The 14369-nt window shown below is 64.4% G+C and carries 15 protein-coding genes; 10 read left to right on the top strand and 5 right to left on the bottom strand.

Features of this window, described 5'->3' with window-relative positions; all coding sequences use genetic code 11:
- Nucleotides 1–27: 27 nt before the first annotated feature.
- On the bottom strand, nucleotides 28–1317 hold the full coding sequence (locus V1479_RS15450; protein ID WP_368803700.1) for an ABC transporter substrate-binding protein: 1290 nt from the start codon (nucleotides 1315–1317) through the stop codon (nucleotides 28–30).
- A 101-nt stretch (nucleotides 1318–1418) separates the two neighbouring features.
- Between V1479_RS15450 and nagA the strand changes: the two genes are divergently transcribed.
- Nucleotides 1419–2516: an N-acetylglucosamine-6-phosphate deacetylase gene (gene nagA / locus V1479_RS15445; protein ID WP_368803699.1), complete on the top strand. Its 1098-nt coding sequence runs from the start codon at nucleotides 1419–1421 to the stop codon at nucleotides 2514–2516.
- A gap of 9 nt (nucleotides 2517–2525) precedes the next feature.
- On the opposite strand, the gene V1479_RS15440 is transcribed toward nagA, so the two are convergent.
- Entirely contained in the window at nucleotides 2526–3353 is an 828-nt protein-coding gene (locus V1479_RS15440) for a universal stress protein (RefSeq protein ID WP_368803945.1), read from the bottom strand.
- 165 nt (nucleotides 3354–3518) lie between these two features.
- On the opposite strand from V1479_RS15440, the gene V1479_RS15435 reads away from it, so the two are divergent.
- From V1479_RS15435 to V1479_RS15410, 6 genes are all read left to right on the top strand, one after another.
- On the top strand, nucleotides 3519–3905 hold the full coding sequence (locus tag V1479_RS15435; RefSeq protein ID WP_368803698.1) for a hypothetical protein: 387 nt from the start codon (nucleotides 3519–3521) through the stop codon (nucleotides 3903–3905).
- A 118-nt stretch (nucleotides 3906–4023) separates the two neighbouring features.
- A complete protein-coding gene (locus tag V1479_RS15430; RefSeq protein WP_368803697.1) occupies nucleotides 4024–5529 on the top strand; it encodes a two-component system sensor histidine kinase NtrB in 1506 nt (501 codons plus the stop codon).
- Nucleotides 5530–5535: 6 nt separating this feature from the next.
- Nucleotides 5536–6147, top strand: coding sequence for a response regulator FixJ (fixJ, locus tag V1479_RS15425; RefSeq protein ID WP_368803944.1), 612 nt, complete (start codon nucleotides 5536–5538; stop codon nucleotides 6145–6147).
- 55 nt (nucleotides 6148–6202) lie between these two features.
- Nucleotides 6203–6619 (top strand): hypothetical protein, encoded by a 417-nt coding sequence (locus V1479_RS15420; protein ID WP_368803696.1) that lies wholly within the window; start codon nucleotides 6203–6205, stop codon nucleotides 6617–6619.
- 81 nt (nucleotides 6620–6700) lie between these two features.
- Complete coding sequence (locus tag V1479_RS15415) at nucleotides 6701–7336, top strand: helix-turn-helix domain-containing protein (protein ID WP_173189248.1); 636 nt, start codon at nucleotides 6701–6703, stop codon at nucleotides 7334–7336.
- Nucleotides 7337–7456: 120 nt separating this feature from the next.
- Nucleotides 7457–8284: a universal stress protein gene (locus V1479_RS15410; protein ID WP_368803695.1), complete on the top strand. Its 828-nt coding sequence runs from the start codon at nucleotides 7457–7459 to the stop codon at nucleotides 8282–8284.
- A gap of 70 nt (nucleotides 8285–8354) precedes the next feature.
- On the opposite strand, the gene V1479_RS15405 is transcribed toward V1479_RS15410, so the two are convergent.
- The 3 genes from V1479_RS15405 to V1479_RS15395 all read right to left on the bottom strand — a co-directional run bounded on the left by V1479_RS15405 (nucleotide 8355) and on the right by V1479_RS15395 (nucleotide 12597).
- Nucleotides 8355–9134 carry a Bax inhibitor-1/YccA family protein gene (locus V1479_RS15405; protein WP_173189244.1) on the bottom strand — a complete coding sequence of 260 codons (780 nt, stop codon included), beginning with the start codon at nucleotides 9132–9134 and terminating at the stop codon, nucleotides 8355–8357.
- 204 nt (nucleotides 9135–9338) lie between these two features.
- Complete coding sequence (locus V1479_RS15400; RefSeq protein WP_368803694.1) at nucleotides 9339–11888, bottom strand: ABC transporter permease; 2550 nt, start codon at nucleotides 11886–11888, stop codon at nucleotides 9339–9341.
- Between the two features lie 10 nt (nucleotides 11889–11898).
- Nucleotides 11899–12597: an ABC transporter ATP-binding protein gene (locus V1479_RS15395; RefSeq protein ID WP_368803693.1), complete on the bottom strand. Its 699-nt coding sequence runs from the start codon at nucleotides 12595–12597 to the stop codon at nucleotides 11899–11901.
- A 62-nt stretch (nucleotides 12598–12659) separates the two neighbouring features.
- On the opposite strand from V1479_RS15395, the gene V1479_RS15390 reads away from it, so the two are divergent.
- The 3 genes from V1479_RS15390 to V1479_RS15380 all read left to right on the top strand — a co-directional run bounded on the left by V1479_RS15390 (nucleotide 12660) and on the right by V1479_RS15380 (nucleotide 14311).
- Nucleotides 12660–13304 carry an arylesterase gene (locus tag V1479_RS15390; protein WP_368803692.1) on the top strand — a complete coding sequence of 215 codons (645 nt, stop codon included), beginning with the start codon at nucleotides 12660–12662 and terminating at the stop codon, nucleotides 13302–13304.
- Nucleotides 13305–13412: 108 nt separating this feature from the next.
- Nucleotides 13413–14009 carry an RNA 2',3'-cyclic phosphodiesterase gene (gene thpR / locus V1479_RS15385; RefSeq protein ID WP_368803691.1) on the top strand — a complete coding sequence of 199 codons (597 nt, stop codon included), beginning with the start codon at nucleotides 13413–13415 and terminating at the stop codon, nucleotides 14007–14009.
- Nucleotides 14010–14014: 5 nt separating this feature from the next.
- Complete coding sequence (locus V1479_RS15380; protein ID WP_368803690.1) at nucleotides 14015–14311, top strand: 4a-hydroxytetrahydrobiopterin dehydratase; 297 nt, start codon at nucleotides 14015–14017, stop codon at nucleotides 14309–14311.
- The last annotated feature ends 58 nt before the right edge of the window (nucleotides 14312–14369 follow it).

Raw genomic sequence — 14369 nt, 5'->3', positions numbered from 1 at the left:
CTCCGCCGCACCCGGCCATACCTATTGCTACTGCTTGGCCCGCTCCAGGATCGACTCGGCGTCGGCCTGTGCGTTGGCCTGCGCTTCCTGGGCGTCGACCTGGCCGTACTGCAGGGATTCGATCACCTGCTGCAGGGCCTCTGAGAACTCCTGCCCGCCAAGTACGACCGGGAATGCCTTGGCATTCTCGAGCACGTCGACATAACCGGCAAGGAAGTCTCGGCCGAGATCGTCCTGATAGGCTTCGACGTCGGAGCTGCGCGACGGAAGGATGCCCATCGACATCAGGATGCCGGACATTGCGGACGCGCCGTTCTCGCCCGATTCAGCACCGTTGAGCCAGGACAGGAAGTCCCACGCCGCCTCGCGCTCCGCATCGGCAGCGCCCGCATTGACCACCGTCAGCCATGAATAGGAGATCGAGCGGGCGGTGTCGCCGCTGGGTCCGACCGGAATCGGCGCGGTGCCGATCGTATCGAAGCGGTCGCCCATGCCGGCGCGCAGCGCGCTTTCCCACCAGTTGGCCATGATGATCATGCCGGTGTTGCCGGACACGAAGTTGTCGAGGAACGGTCCGGTGGTGTTGGCGTCGGCCGTGCCCATGGAAGGATCGGTATAACCTTCCTTGATCATTTCCTCGTAGAGCGCGAACGTCTCGCCTGCGGCCTGGCTGTCGAGCGCCGGCTTGCCGTCGACCACGAGGTCGCCGCCATTGGAAACCAGCAGCGATGAAAACGGATGTACGACACCGGCAGCCCACGAGTTGATCATGCCGAAGCCCTGGCGGCCTTCACCGCTGGCGGTGATTGCGGCGGCGGCCTCTTTCAGCGCATCCCAAGTAGCCGGCGGCTCAGCGATGCCCGCCTCCTCGAACAGCCCCTTGTTGTAGTTCAGCGCGTAGACGTTGATCTCGTTGGGAATGCCGTAGACCGCGCCGTCGACGCTGGCCGCTGCGGCAATGCCGGCCGGCCATGCGGCGCTGACGTCACCGGAGACCGCCTCGGGCGCCTTCTCGACAAGACCATCGCGCGCGAGTTCCGGCAGCCACAGATCGTAGATGCTGGCAATGGTCGGTCCACCCGCGCCGCCGCCCTGCGAGCGGATGGTCGTCAGCAGGTCACCGAACGGCACCGCCTGCACGGTGATCGTGACATCGGGATTGGCCTCGCTGTAGCTGGCCGCCGCAGCTTCGAGCAGCGCGACGGTCTCGGGCGACCAATGGGTCAGGTAGGAAATATTCACGGGCTCGGCGAATGCCGAGGCGGGCAGCGCAACGGCTGCGGCAAGCGCCAGTTTCAGTCGCGTCAGTTTCATCATGATCAACCTCCGGAAGCCTCTGTGTCAGAGTTATGTGGTATCCTCGCGGAGAATTGGTTATAACATCATAATCCATTTGGCAATCATGGAACGGATCGGAAATGCAGACAGGTGAGATCGCAGGCCGCGTGCTGACGCCAACCGGTTGGATCGAGGGGCGCGTGCGCTGGCGGGATGGGCGGATCGAGGCGGTGGAGGAGACGGATACTAGCAATGACGGCGCGATCGTGCTGCCGGGCTTCATCGACCTGCATTGTCATGGCGGCGGCGGCGCCGACATCATGGAGGCCGGCAACGCGCCGCATACAGTGGCAGCGACCCATGCGGCGGCAGGCACGACGGCCCTGCTCGCCACCACGATGACGGCCGAGGTGCCCGACATCGAACAGGCGCTGGCAGCCGCCAACCGCGCAGCACTCGAGCCAGGCAACGGCGAAGCGGCCGTTCTGGGCGTCCACCTCGAAGGTCCCTTCATCAGCCGCAGCCGGTTGGGCGCACAGCCCGATTTCGTTATCGACGGCGACACGGCCCTGATGGAGCACTTGATGGGCCTCGCTCGCATCCGCGTGGTGACACTTGCGCCGGAAGCAGATCCGGAGGAGGAACTCACCCGCTATCTCAACGAACGCGGCGTGCGCGTCCAGATCGGCCATTCGTCCTGCGACTATGAGACGGCGGCGCGCTGTTTCGAGAGCGGGCGCCACGGCGTGACGCACATGTTCAACGCCATGTCAGGCCTGCATCACCGCGAACCGGGCATCGTCGGCGCGGCCCTTGCCCATGCCGAGCATGCGGAGCTGATCCCGGACCTCCTGCACGTGCACCCCGGTGCGATCCGCGCCGCGCTGCGCGCCATCCCCAACCTCTACGCCGTAACGGACGCCACGCCGGCATCCGGCATGCCCGACGGCGACTATCGGCTTGGTACCCAGCATGTGAAGAAATGCGGCAACGGCGTGCGCCTTGCCGACGGGACACTGGCCGGAAGCAGCCTCACCATGCTTCAGGCCTTCCGCAATCTCGTCTCGATCGGTCTTGGCATCGACGAGGCCTCGCGACGCACGGCCACGATCGCCGCCGACTATCTCGGCCTGACGGATCGCGGGCGGATCGCGCCGGGCGCGGTAGCAGACTTCGTCGTGCTCGATCGCAACCTGGAACTTCGCTCGGTCATCCTGCGCGGCAAGCCGCGCGGTTGATGCAGCGTGTCAGTGCGAGAGCAGAACCGGCATCAGAAGATTGTCGAGCACACCTTTCGTCGCCCCGCCAAGCACGAAGTCGCGCAGCCGGGAGTGCCCGTAGCCGCCCATGACCAGCAGGCCGGCGCCGCGCTCCAGCGCGGTCTCCTGAAGGGTCTCTGCGATCGGCGCACCCTGCCCGCGAAGCGGAACTGCCGCCGCCTCGACGCCTCGGCGCACGAGCCCGCCGGCAAAACGCTCTGCCGCGTCGCGGCTGGACGGCTTGTCGTCGACAACCGAAAGAACGGAGACGCGCGTGGCGCGAGCCAGCAGCGGCGCTGCATCTGCGGCCGCGCGCGCGGCCACACGGCTGCCATCCCAGGCGACGGCAACATGTTCAAGCGCGCCAACAGGTGAGAGTTCGGGCAACAGAACGGTCGGACGGCCGGCGCCGAAGATGACGGTCTCGGCGGTAAGGCGTGACGTCGGGTTACCAGCCTCCCAGCCCAGCAGGCTTATGTCGTGGTAGCGTGAATGGACGGCGGCCGTTTCGGCCAGCAGCGCGGGCTTGACTGCGATCGCGTTGGTGGAGGCGGTCAAACCGGCCGCCTGCGCCCTCTCCACAATGAGCGTGAGCAGGTGATCCCCGCGCTCCCGGCTCAGCTTCTCCGCCTCGCGGATCATTTCCGGCACGTCGAGCAGGAAATGCGACAAGGCGTTGGAGACCGGCGGAATATCCGCGTTGATCGCAAGCGCATGAAGCGTTGCTCCGAGATGACCGGCCATCGCCACGACATTGGCCGTAGCCGCGTCGGAATTCGGATTGAGATAAGTAACGAGGGGAACGAAGGCTTCCATCTTCACGGCTGATCTCCTTTGTCGAGCCGATTTCATCAGGCCCGGAGGCTCCCGCGCAGGACCGACTTGCCACCAATGCGGCAAGGTGGCCCTGGCCGCCTTGATCGTGATCAAGGCCCGATCCTGTCCACTGGGATAGCCAACAGGCAACGATTGGAGCGCCCCATGACAGAGATGAAGGACCTCACACCGCGTTTCCGCCACGTGCGGCTGCTGCTGGCCCGTGAAAGCGGCCATCCCGCCGGCGACACGGAGGAAGGCTACGACCTGCTCGTTCCGCTGGATGGCGAGGGGCGTCTGGATGCCGGAGAGTGGAAAACCCATCAGGCCGCGTGCCGTGTCCGGCATTTCAGCAACGGCGACACCGAAAAGGTCGGCCGGTTGCGTCGCAAGCCCGGCGGAACCTGGTATTTCGACTATGTCGAGGGCGAGCAGGACGACGAGATCGGCTTCAAGCTCGGCGACGAGCGCTTCGTCACCGGCGAATATGTTTCGATCGGTCGCGCCGGTAAAATGCATACCTATCAGGTGTCGCGGGTCGAGAAACCCTGAGTTGTCTGTCCGGCGCGGCATGCCGCCGCGCTTGCGCTAACTGGGCTCATCGCTAAGGTTCGCGTGACGGTCGCGCAAGCGTGGCCGCAACGCCCGCTTCAGCCATCGATGCCCGCCCATGCTCGACCATTCCAACGCGAGACCTTCAAGCCGCTTTTTCGAAGCTGTGCTTGCCAACCGATTCGGCGGGTGGACGGGCTATGGCCTGGCCATTGTCGTGGTCGCGATCGCGCTGGCTGCGCAGCTTCTGCTGCGCGGCATATTGAACGACCACGCGGTATTCGTGCTGTTTGCGCCCGCGATCCTGATCGCGGCTGTCGCCGGTGGTTCGGGCGCGGGCCTGCTTTCGCTGGCACTGTCGCTTGCCGCGTCCGTCTATGCGCGCGGCCCTGCAAGCGCAACGCTGGCGAGTATCCTGGAACTCGGACTGTTCGCGCTTGCCGGCGCCATGATCGTCTGGATCGGCGGTGCGTTTCATCGGACTGCACGCCAGATCGAGGAGACGCGGGTCACGCTGGTGGATCGCGAGGCGCATTTGCGCTCGATACTCGACACGGTGCCCGACGCCACGGTAGTTATCGACGCCAAGGGAGGCATATCGTCTTTCAACGCCGCAGCGGTGCGCCAGTTCGGCTACACCGAGCAGGAAGTCATCGGCCGCAACGTCAACATCCTCATGCCGGAGCCTTACCGCAGTGGCCATGACGGCTACATCCAGCGCTATCAGGAGACCGGGGAGAAGCGCATCATCGGCATAGACCGCGTCGTGGTGGGTCGCCGCAAGGACGGTTCCACCTTTCCGATGAAGCTCGCGGTCGGCGAGGTTTCGTCCGGCGGAACCACCTATTTCACCGGCTTTATCCGTGACCTCACCGAGCGGCAGGAATCTGCGGCCCGCCTGGAGGAAATCCAGGGCGAACTGGCGCGGCTGGCGCGCCTCAACGAACTCGGGGAGATGGCCTCCACCCTCGCCCACGAGCTCAACCAGCCGCTTTCGGCGATCGCCAATTACGCCCAGGGCTGCACCAGATTGCTTCGCGACATGGACGAAGCGGTATCGGTACGCATGCGCGAGGCGCTTGAGGAGATTTCACGGCAATCGCTGCGCGCCGGGCGCATCATCCGCCACCTGCGCGAGTTCGTCATGCGCGGCGAGACCGAGAAGGCTCCCGAAGACATCCGCAAACTGGTCGAGGAAGCCGGCGCGCTGGCCCTGGTCGGCTCGCGCGAACGCGGCGTTCGTTCGGTTTTCGATTTCGAGCCGGGCGCCGAGATGGTGATGGCCGACAGGGTCCAGATCCAGCAGGTGCTGATCAACCTGATGCGCAACGCCATGGACGCAATGCGCGACAGCGAGCGCCGCAACCTCAACGTCCGCATCGCGCCGGGCACGCCGGGCGAAATCGTGGTTGAAGTCGCGGACACCGGGCCGGGTGTTTCGGAGGAAATCGCCCCCCAGCTTTTCCGCCCCTTCGTCACCACCAAGGCAGGCGGCATGGGCATAGGCCTCTCGCTGTCCAAGCGCATCATCGAGGCGCATGGCGGCGAGATCGACGTGGTCCGCAACGAGAACGGGGGCGCCACCTTCCGTTTTACCCTGCCCGCATATGAGGAGCAGAGCTGAATGGACATCGGAGACTACACTGTCCACATCGTGGATGACGAAGAGCCTGTTCGAAAATCGCTGGCCTTCCTGCTGACCATGGCCGGCTTCACCGTACGGGTCCACGAATCGGCGACCGCTTTCGTCGAGGCCGCGCCGTCGATCCGCAGTGGCTGCCTGGTTACCGACCTGCGCATGCCCGATATGAGCGGCGTAGAACTGCTGCGCCAGCTTGGCACCATGTCCGCACATATCCCCTCGATCGTCATCACCGGGCATGGCGACGTACCGATGGCCGTTGCAGCCATGAAAGCCGGCGCGCTCGATTTCATCGAAAAGCCCTTCGAGGACGAGGTGCTGATCGAGGCCATCAAACGTGCTGCCGCGAAGCTTTCCAGCGAGCCGGGCGGAGAAGACGTAGCCGCCATCCGGACCCGCCTGGAACGACTGAGCGAGCGTGAACGCGAAGTGCTTTCCGGTGTCGTCGCGGGACTGCCCAACAAGACGATCGCCTACGATCTCGACATTAGCCCGCGCACTGTCGAGGTCCATCGCGCCAACGTGATGTCCAAGATGGAGGCGAGAAGCCTGCCGGAACTGGTGCGCATGGCGTTGGCCGCCGGCTTCGGCCCGGTTTGAGCCGCGACAATTTGACCTCGCGCAAAGCGCTGCCGCGCGACGCGGCCTAATCAGGGTGACGCTGGATGGATCAGCCATCCCGATTGCCGTGGAGAAGGTCGCGTTGCATCCGCAGCATAAAGTGCTCGTCGTTGTTCCAGATCCGGAGCTGCGCAGATCGGTGGAGTTTGCACTGGAGGCGGAGGGATTCCGCGTCGATTCGCACGCCCTGCTCGCTGCAGCGTTGCAGGCGGCAACAGCCGGGCAGATGGTGTGCAGCGTGGTGGATGAGAATGCCGTGTCCGGCCGCAGCGGCATTGCGGATCGGCTGGACCCGGTCCCGCGACCGATCGTGCTCCTGGTCGATCGCCTGCGCAACGTACCAGAGACCACATCGCAAATCGCGATCCTGACCAAGCCCCTGCTCGGCCGAAGGCTCGTCGACACGGTGGTAGCTCTGGTCGGCAACGAGCCAAAGGCCAGCGCTACGTAGTTTCCCGTAGGGACATAACCGAATTTCGCCACGGCGCGATCCGCGCGATCTCTGTCTCACGATACAGATGGGGAAACCGCCATGACCATCCATCCGCTGCCCACAGGCTTCGATGCCTTTCCCTTCGCTGTCGCCGATGCCTCCGGCAACGCGCTGCAGCCGGTCACCTGTTTTGACCCCGGAGCCGAAATCTATGCGCAGGGCGAAAAGGCCGACTGCCTCTACCAGGTGGAATTCGGGGCGGTACGGGTCTATCGCCTGCTGGCCGACGGCAGGCGCCAGATCGCCGCATTTCATATGGCTGGCGAGGTGTTCGGGTTCGAGACCGACGGCTCCCACCACTTCTTCGCCGAGGCGATCGGCACAACGGGTATCCGCATCATGCGGCTGGCCTCGGCCGGCGACGTATCACGAGCGCTCCTGCCGCTGGCATTGAAGAGTCTGGTGCGGGCCCAGGAGCATCTTCTGGTGCTTGGCCGGCAGCACGCGCCGGAGCGCGTCGCGGCTTTTCTCGTCGATATGGCCGAGCGCCAGGGCGGCGACACTCGGTTCGACCTGCCGATGTCGCGCATGGATATCGCCGACTATCTGGGCCTCACCATAGAAACCGTGTCGCGCGTCTTCACCAAGCTGAAGGAAAAGGGCGTCATCAGGCTTGCAAGCCTGCGTTGCGTCGAGATCGTAAGGTGGCATGCCTTGCGTGAAATGAGCGAATAGGCGACGTCGCAGTGTCGATGCTGACCCTAATTTTCGCATCTGGCCACAGGCGAGGGTGACAGCAGGCCTTCGGCCTCTGATAATGGCGGCCGAACGTTCGAAAGCCCAATCGAGGACGACATGATCAAAGACATTCTGCTGCCCCTGCCCTCCTACCCCAAGACCGCGTCTCCCAACGAGCTGCGACGGGCCGTGGACATGGCCAGGCTGCTGGAGGCCCACCTGACAGGTCTGGTCGTGGAGACCGCGGTGCCCATGCCGGTGGGTTTCCATCCGTTTAGCACCGAGCTGGAAACGCAGCTGAAGACCCGGCAGAGCGAAGTTCATACGGTTGCCCAGGCGCAGCTCGACGCCTTCGAGGCAGAGGCGGAACGCGCGGGCATCGCCCGCCAGGGCATCATCGTCAAAGTTTCGGAAGGAAGCTCCCATCCCGCGATGGACTACGCACGCATGCGCGATCTGACGGTGGTGCCCGCCATCTCGGACAGTCAGGCCTGCATCGATCTGGTGCAGGCGCTGGTCTTCGAGTCAGGCAGGCCGGTGCTGCTGATGCCGGAGGGCAAGCAGGACACGTTCAGCCTCGACAGCGTCGTGGTGGCGTGGGATGCCAGCCGGGCATCGGTGCGCGCGATCGGCGACGCCATGCCGCTGCTGCGGCGCGCAAAGGATGTGCGCCTCGTCACGGTCAACAAGGACAAGGCCATGCCCGACAATGCAACCGGGCCTGAGCTGGCCGCCCATCTTGCGCGCAATGACGTGAAGGTGACGCTGGAGCATGTCGATCGTGGCAATGAGACGGTCGGCAAGACCCTCGACAAAATGGCGGCGGACGCAGATCTGCTCGTCATGGGCGCGTTCGGGCACTCTCGCATCCGCGACTTCTTCCTCGGCAGCGCTACCGCTCACGTGTTGAAGAACCCGCTTCGCCCGACGCTGCTGTCGCACTGAGCGCGGGAAACACCGGCAAGAAAAAAGGGCGGCTCGAGAGCCGCCCTTTCTTTTTTGGTTCTGCCGACTGCTATTCGCGGTTGCCCAGGAACTGCAGCAGGAACATGAACATGTTGATGAAGTCGAGATAGAGCCGCAGGGCGCCCATGATCGCCTTGCGACCAGCGACCAGAGCACCATCGCCCTCGTAGTACATCTCCTTGATCTGCTGGGTGTCGTAGGCGGTGAGGCCCGCAAACACCAGCACGCCGATCGCCGAGATGGCGAACTGAAGCGCGGACGATCCAAGGAAGATGTTCACGATCGACGCCAGGATCAGACCCCAGACGCCCATGATCAGGAACGAGCCCATGCCCGACAGGTCGCGCTTGGTGGTGTAACCGAACAGCGACAGCGCCAGGAACGCCGTGGCGGTGATGAAGAACGTCTGCACGATCGACGCGCTGGTGTAGACCAGGAAGATCGACGACAGCGAGATGCCCATCACGGCGGCGAAGGCCCAGAACGTGGTCTGTGCAGCCGAAAGGCTCATCTTTTCCACGCGGAACGACAGGAAGAACACCATCGCCAGCGGGGCGAGCATAACCACCCAGCGCAGCGGCGAGCCGTAGAGCGCGGTGCCGAGACCGGTCAGCATCTTGCCGTTGCCGAGCTGCGCGACGGCAGCGGACGGGTCGTTCGTGGTTGCCAGCATGACGGTACCGAGTGCGGCAATGCCGGTGATCGCGAGGCCCAGCGCCATCAGGTTGTAAACCCTGATCATGTAGGCGCGCAGCCCCTCGTCGATCGAGGCGTCAGCGCGCGAACCGGCGGTCGCCACGCGAGCCTGATAGTTGCGAAGGTCAGCCATAATTTCCTCTTTTCTGCTCATGTTCCGTCGGGTGTCGGGCATACGCCCAGGCGCCGCTGGCGGAACTCCAGCATGCCTGACATGAAATATGCTCATTCCCCATCGTTCGGACAAGAGCAATTGCACGCGGAAACGCTTCGTGAGGCTCACAAAGCGTTCATCTGCGACATCGAACCGCGCCGAAGGTTAACGCAATCGCCCGCCTCACAGATTGCGCAGCACAGGTGCTGCCTTGTGGCCCAGCACCCGCCACGTGCCGATCAAGCCGAATCCGACGGTTAGCACCAGCGCGATCACAACTGTCGAGACAGCGACCTCCGGCAGGAAGGCGGAAGGCAGCGTCATGATGCGGGAAACGACGAACCACGCGGCCGCACCACCCGCCAGAAGCGCGAACAGGGCAGTCGCGAGGCCGATGATCGTGTATTCCAGCGAAAAAGCCTGGATTAGCGTGCGCCGTGTCGCGCCCAGCGTCTTCAACACCACGGCATCGTGGACCCGGGCACGATTTCCGGCTGCCAGCGCACCGGAAAGCACCAGCACGGAAGCGACAAGAGCAATCGCCGCCGCCGCCCGGATCGCCACCGCAAGTTGCGCGACGATCGTGTTGACGATCTCGAGCGCATCCTTGACGCGCACGCTTGTCACGCCCGGAAAGGCACGCGTGACGGCATTCAGCAACCGCGCCTCGTCGGCGGATGTCGCCTGCTCGTCCGCCAGGGTGGCGAGCCAGGAATGCGGCGCGCCTGCAAACGTATTGGGCGAAAACACCATCACGAAGTTGATGCCGAGCGATTCCCACTGCACCTCGCGCAGGTTGGCGATCCGCGCGGTGATGTTGCGCCCCAGCACGTTGACGGTGACCGTATCCCCCAGTTTCAGCCCGAGTTCGCCCGCTTCCTGCGCCGCGAAGGAAACCAGCGGCTCGCCCTCATATCCGTCGGGCCACCACTCGCCGGCCGTCAACGTGGAGTTCTCCGGCACATTGCGCGCATAGGTGATGCCACGGTCGCCGCGCAGCACCCAGGCGCCTTCCGGCGGCACCTGAAGCTCACGCACATCGACGTCGTTGAGCGCCATCACCCGGCCACGCAGCATCGGCACGCGAATGAGCTTTCCTTCCGGCGATTCTGCCTGGACGAGATCGGCGAACGCATCCACGTCTCCGCTCTGGATGTCGACGAAGAAGAAATTCGGCGCCTGTTCGGGCAGGTTGCCCGCGATCTGACGCCGCAGATTGCCGTCGATCAGCGCGAGCGAGACGAGTAGCGTAAGCCCCAGCCCCAGCGACAGCACGACGGATGGCGTCAGCGCCCCGGGGCGATGGATGTTGCCGATGGCGAGCCGGAGCGCGGTGGAGCGCACACGCGGGCTGTGGCGGGCAAGCCATTGCACCAGCGATGCGACGAGGCGCAGCACCAGGAACGCGACAATCGCGGCGCCGACGAAGATGATCGCGATGCGCCGGTCGGTCGACGTCCACACGGCGAGCGCCGCCAGCACCACCGCGACCGCGAGTGTTGCAACGACATAGACCAGACGCGGCAGGCCGCGGGGATCGAACCCCATTTCGCGGAATAGCGCCGTGGCCGGCACGTCGCGCGCGCGTCCCAGCGGCAGCAGGGCGAAGGCCAACGTCACCAGCACCCCGAACAGCGCTGCAAGGGCCAGTGCGCCTGGATAAAGACCACCCGCGGCCGGCACCGGCAGCACGGACGACAGCATCGCGCTGGCCGCCAGCGGCATCAATGCGCCCAGCACCAGACCGACCGCAATGCCGATACCCGCGATAGCCAGGATCTGGACCAGATAAACGGTGAAAACGAAACGCCCCGAAGCACCGAGGCTCTTGAACGTCGCGATCACCCCGCGCTTGCTGTCGAGATAGGCGCGCACCGCGTTGGCGACGCCCACACCGCCGACAACCAGCGCCGTCAGCCCGACCAGCGTCAGGAACTGAGAGAACCGCTCCACATTGGACGACAGCGCCGGCGCGGCATTGGTGCGCGAGCGTATGCTCCAGCCGGCCTCGGGAAACGCTTCGGTCGCGCGCTCGGCGATCTGGCGCAGCGCGCCTTCACTCGTCGGCTCCGGCAGCTTCACCTTATAGGCATGTTCCACGAGGCTTCCCGGCTGTATCAGCCCGGACGCACGTAGCCCGTCGAGCGAGACCAGAAGGCGCGGTGCGAGGCCGAATCCGTCGGAAATCGCGTCCGGCTCGCTGACCACCTGCGCGCGCAGCTCAAATTCGGCATTGCCCAAACTCACCCGGTCGCCGATGGAAAGGCCCAACCTGTCGAACAGGATATCCGCCGCCGCCGCACCATGGATGCCGTCGGTTTCCGCCAGTATTTCGTCGAGCGGCATGGCTGGCTCAGCCACGAACGCGCCGTAAAGCGGATAGAGCCCGTCCACCGCCTTGACCTCGACCAGCGTCTGGTCGGAACCGTCCGCCAGCCGGGCCATAGAACGCATATTGGCGCTTTGCGCCACCGTGCCCAGCTCATCGAGGAAGGCGCGCTCCCGCTCATCGACCTCGCGGTGGATGAGCTGGAAGCGTATGTCGCCACCGAGCAGTTCTCGCCCCTGCGATTCGACGCCGACGGTAATGGCGCGCGCGACCGAGTTGATCCCGCCGATCGCAGCCACGCCCAAGGCGATGCAGGTTATGAAGATCAGGAATCCCGAAAGCCCGCCCCGCATCTCGCGAAGTGAAAAGCGAACGGCAAGGCGAAGCGTGTCCAAAGCCCCCATGCGCCGTGCCTCAGGCCGGCACGGCGGCAAGCGCCGACGATGTCTCGATGCGGCCCGAGCGCATCGCGATCTGCCGTGCACAGCGTGCGGCGAGGCTTGGATCGTGAGTAACAAGCACCAGCGTCATGCCGCGCTCCTGCGCCTTGGAAAACAGGAGATCCGCGACCTGTCGTCCGGTCGCCTGGTCGAGATTTCCGGTTGGCTCGTCGGCGATCAGTATTTTCGGGTCGGGTGCAAGCGCACGGGCGATGGCCACACGCTGCTGCTCGCCACCCGACAATTCGCCCGGGTAATGCGTTATCCGTTCTGCGAGCCCGACGGCGGCAAGCTCCTCCCGTGCAACTGCGAACGGATCGGCATGGCCGGCGAGTTCCAGCGGCACAGCGACATTTTCCAGCGCCGTCATGTTCGGGATCAGATGGAACGACTGGAACACGATGCCGACATTGCGTCCCCGGAAAGCCGCAACCGCATCTTCGCTGCGCCCGTCAATGCGTTCGCCCGCGATCCAGACTTCGCCGGCATCGACCTTCTCCAGACCCGCCAGCACCATCAGCAGCGTCGACTTGCCCGAACCGGACGGGCCGACGATCCCGGTCGCCTCTCCACGCAGCACCTCGAGGCTGACGCCCTTCAGCACATGTACCGAGGAAGCCCCTTCACCCAGGGTCAGCGATACGTCCTTCATCTGGATGACGGTTTCTGTCACGGGCAGCTTTCCTATATGTGTGATCGTCGGCGACGGCGTCGGTCAGATATGGGTTGGATAACATGGCTTTCAAACGGTTCCGGGACCTTTTGCTCACAACGGGCACACTGTTGCTGCTGGTAGTGACGACAAGTGCCGCCGATCCCATGCGAATCGTGGGTTTCGGTGACAGTTTGATGGCTGGATACCAGCTTGAAGCGGGCCAATCCTTCCCGGAAAAGCTTGAAGCGGCGCTGAAGGCCAACGGTCACGATGTCGTGATAGCCAACGCCGGCGTTTCCGGCGACACCACGGCTGGCGGCCTTTCGCGGCTCGACTGGTCGGTGCCCGACAAAACCGACCTCGTGATTCTGGAACTCGGTGCCAACGACATGCTGCGCGGCATCTCGCCGGAACTGACCGAAAAGAACCTCGTCGCGATGATCGAGAGGCTGCAGGAACGCGACATCGACGTGCTGCTTGTGGGCATGCTGGCGGCACCTAACCTAGGTCGCGACTATGGCGAGGCATTCGAAGCGATCTACCCGCGCCTGGCCAAAACCTACGATCTGCCGCTCTATCCCTTTTTTCTGGAAGGCGTAGCGGCCCAGAGCTCCCTGCTGCTGGGAGACGGGATGCACCCGAACGCGGAAGGCGTCGACCGCATGGTCGAGGAGTTTATGCCGCTGATGGAAACCACGCTCGCCGGCGCCGGGCAGGGAAGTTGATCCGCAGCAACAATTCCCCAACGGAATGGCATGTGCTCACAAAAGCGCTTGCCCGTCGGCCCGATCGATGATTCGCTGCCCTTGAGCAGTCGATTCGAGGAGGTAGCAATGCCGCGACTTTTCACCGCCCTCGAGATACCGCGCGACGCCGCCCTTTCCTTGTCGCTCCTGCGTGGCGGCCTTCCGGGCGCACGCTGGATCGACGTCGAAAGCTACCACCTGACGCTGCGCTTCATCGGAGATGTCGAAGGCCACGTGGCCGACGAGGTCGTCAATGCGCTGGACAGGGTGCGCCGTCCGGGCTTCAGCCTGACACTTTCCGGTGTTGGGGCCTTCGGCTCCAAGAAACCGCATTCCCTTTACGCGGGCGTCGTCGCGTCGCCCGATCTTGCCGCCCTCCAAGGCGAGATCGAACGCATCTGCCAGCGCCTCGGCCTGCCGGCGGATCCACGCAAGTTCGTACCGCATGTGACGCTTGCGCGGTTGCGCAACCCAAGCCCGATCGAGGTCGCAGGATACCTGTCCTCGCGCGGGAACTTTGCCGCCATGCCATTCAAGGTCGGTCGCTTCGTGCTGATGTCGTCACGCGACTCGGTTGGCGGCGGCCCTTACATCGTCGAGGAGGCATGGCCGCTGCTGGGTCGGGACACCACCCGTCCGGGTTCAGGCGAAGAAGCCTTCGACGCATCGCAATTCATGCGGTAGCGGTCATGGCGCGCGAAAAACTGGACGAAACATTGATCGCGGAGGCCCTTGCCGGGCTCGATGGGTGGACCCGGACTGAGGACGGCGCCGCGATCGAGAAGCGCTTTGCGTTCAAGACCTTCAGCGAGGCGTTCGGGTTCATGACACGGGCGGCGCTGGCCGCCGAGAAGCTCGACCATCACCCGGAATGGTTCAACGTCTACAACAAGGTCGACGTGCGCCTGACCACGCATGACGCAGGCGGGCTGACCGGGCTTGATTTCGATCTGGCGCGCCGAATGGACCGCGTCGCGGGAAGTTGAACCCGGGCAGACCTGCCCGAATCGGCAATTCTGGTGTAGGGACCTCTCCGCGATTCCT

This window comes from Neoaquamicrobium sediminum, assembly GCF_040970315.1.
GTDB classification, from domain to species: Bacteria; Pseudomonadota; Alphaproteobacteria; order Rhizobiales; family Rhizobiaceae; genus Aerobium; species Aerobium sediminum.
Note: the sequence above shows the minus strand (reverse complement) of the source record. Positions and strands in the feature narration are given on the sequence as shown.

What these genes read in the sequence shown, in the direction of transcription:
- V1479_RS15450 (WP_368803700.1), bottom strand. Translation starts at nt 1,317, where the DNA reads ATGATGAAACTGACGCGACTGAAACTGGCGCTTGCCGCAGCCGTTGCG.
- nagA (WP_368803699.1), top strand. Translation starts at nt 1,419, where the DNA reads ATGCAGACAGGTGAGATCGCAGGCCGCGTGCTGACGCCAACCGGTTGG.
- V1479_RS15440 (WP_368803945.1), bottom strand. Translation starts at nt 3,353, where the DNA reads ATGGAAGCCTTCGTTCCCCTCGTTACTTATCTCAATCCGAATTCCGAC.
- V1479_RS15435 (WP_368803698.1), top strand. Translation starts at nt 3,519, where the DNA reads ATGACAGAGATGAAGGACCTCACACCGCGTTTCCGCCACGTGCGGCTG.
- V1479_RS15430 (WP_368803697.1), top strand. Translation starts at nt 4,024, where the DNA reads ATGCTCGACCATTCCAACGCGAGACCTTCAAGCCGCTTTTTCGAAGCT.
- V1479_RS15415 (WP_173189248.1), top strand. Translation starts at nt 6,701, where the DNA reads ATGACCATCCATCCGCTGCCCACAGGCTTCGATGCCTTTCCCTTCGCT.
- V1479_RS15410 (WP_368803695.1), top strand. Translation starts at nt 7,457, where the DNA reads ATGATCAAAGACATTCTGCTGCCCCTGCCCTCCTACCCCAAGACCGCG.
- V1479_RS15405 (WP_173189244.1), bottom strand. Translation starts at nt 9,134, where the DNA reads ATGGCTGACCTTCGCAACTATCAGGCTCGCGTGGCGACCGCCGGTTCG.
- V1479_RS15400 (WP_368803694.1), bottom strand. Translation starts at nt 11,888, where the DNA reads ATGGGGGCTTTGGACACGCTTCGCCTTGCCGTTCGCTTTTCACTTCGC.
- V1479_RS15390 (WP_368803692.1), top strand. Translation starts at nt 12,660, where the DNA reads ATGGCTTTCAAACGGTTCCGGGACCTTTTGCTCACAACGGGCACACTG.
- thpR (WP_368803691.1), top strand. Translation starts at nt 13,413, where the DNA reads ATGCCGCGACTTTTCACCGCCCTCGAGATACCGCGCGACGCCGCCCTT.
- V1479_RS15380 (WP_368803690.1), top strand. Translation starts at nt 14,015, where the DNA reads ATGGCGCGCGAAAAACTGGACGAAACATTGATCGCGGAGGCCCTTGCC.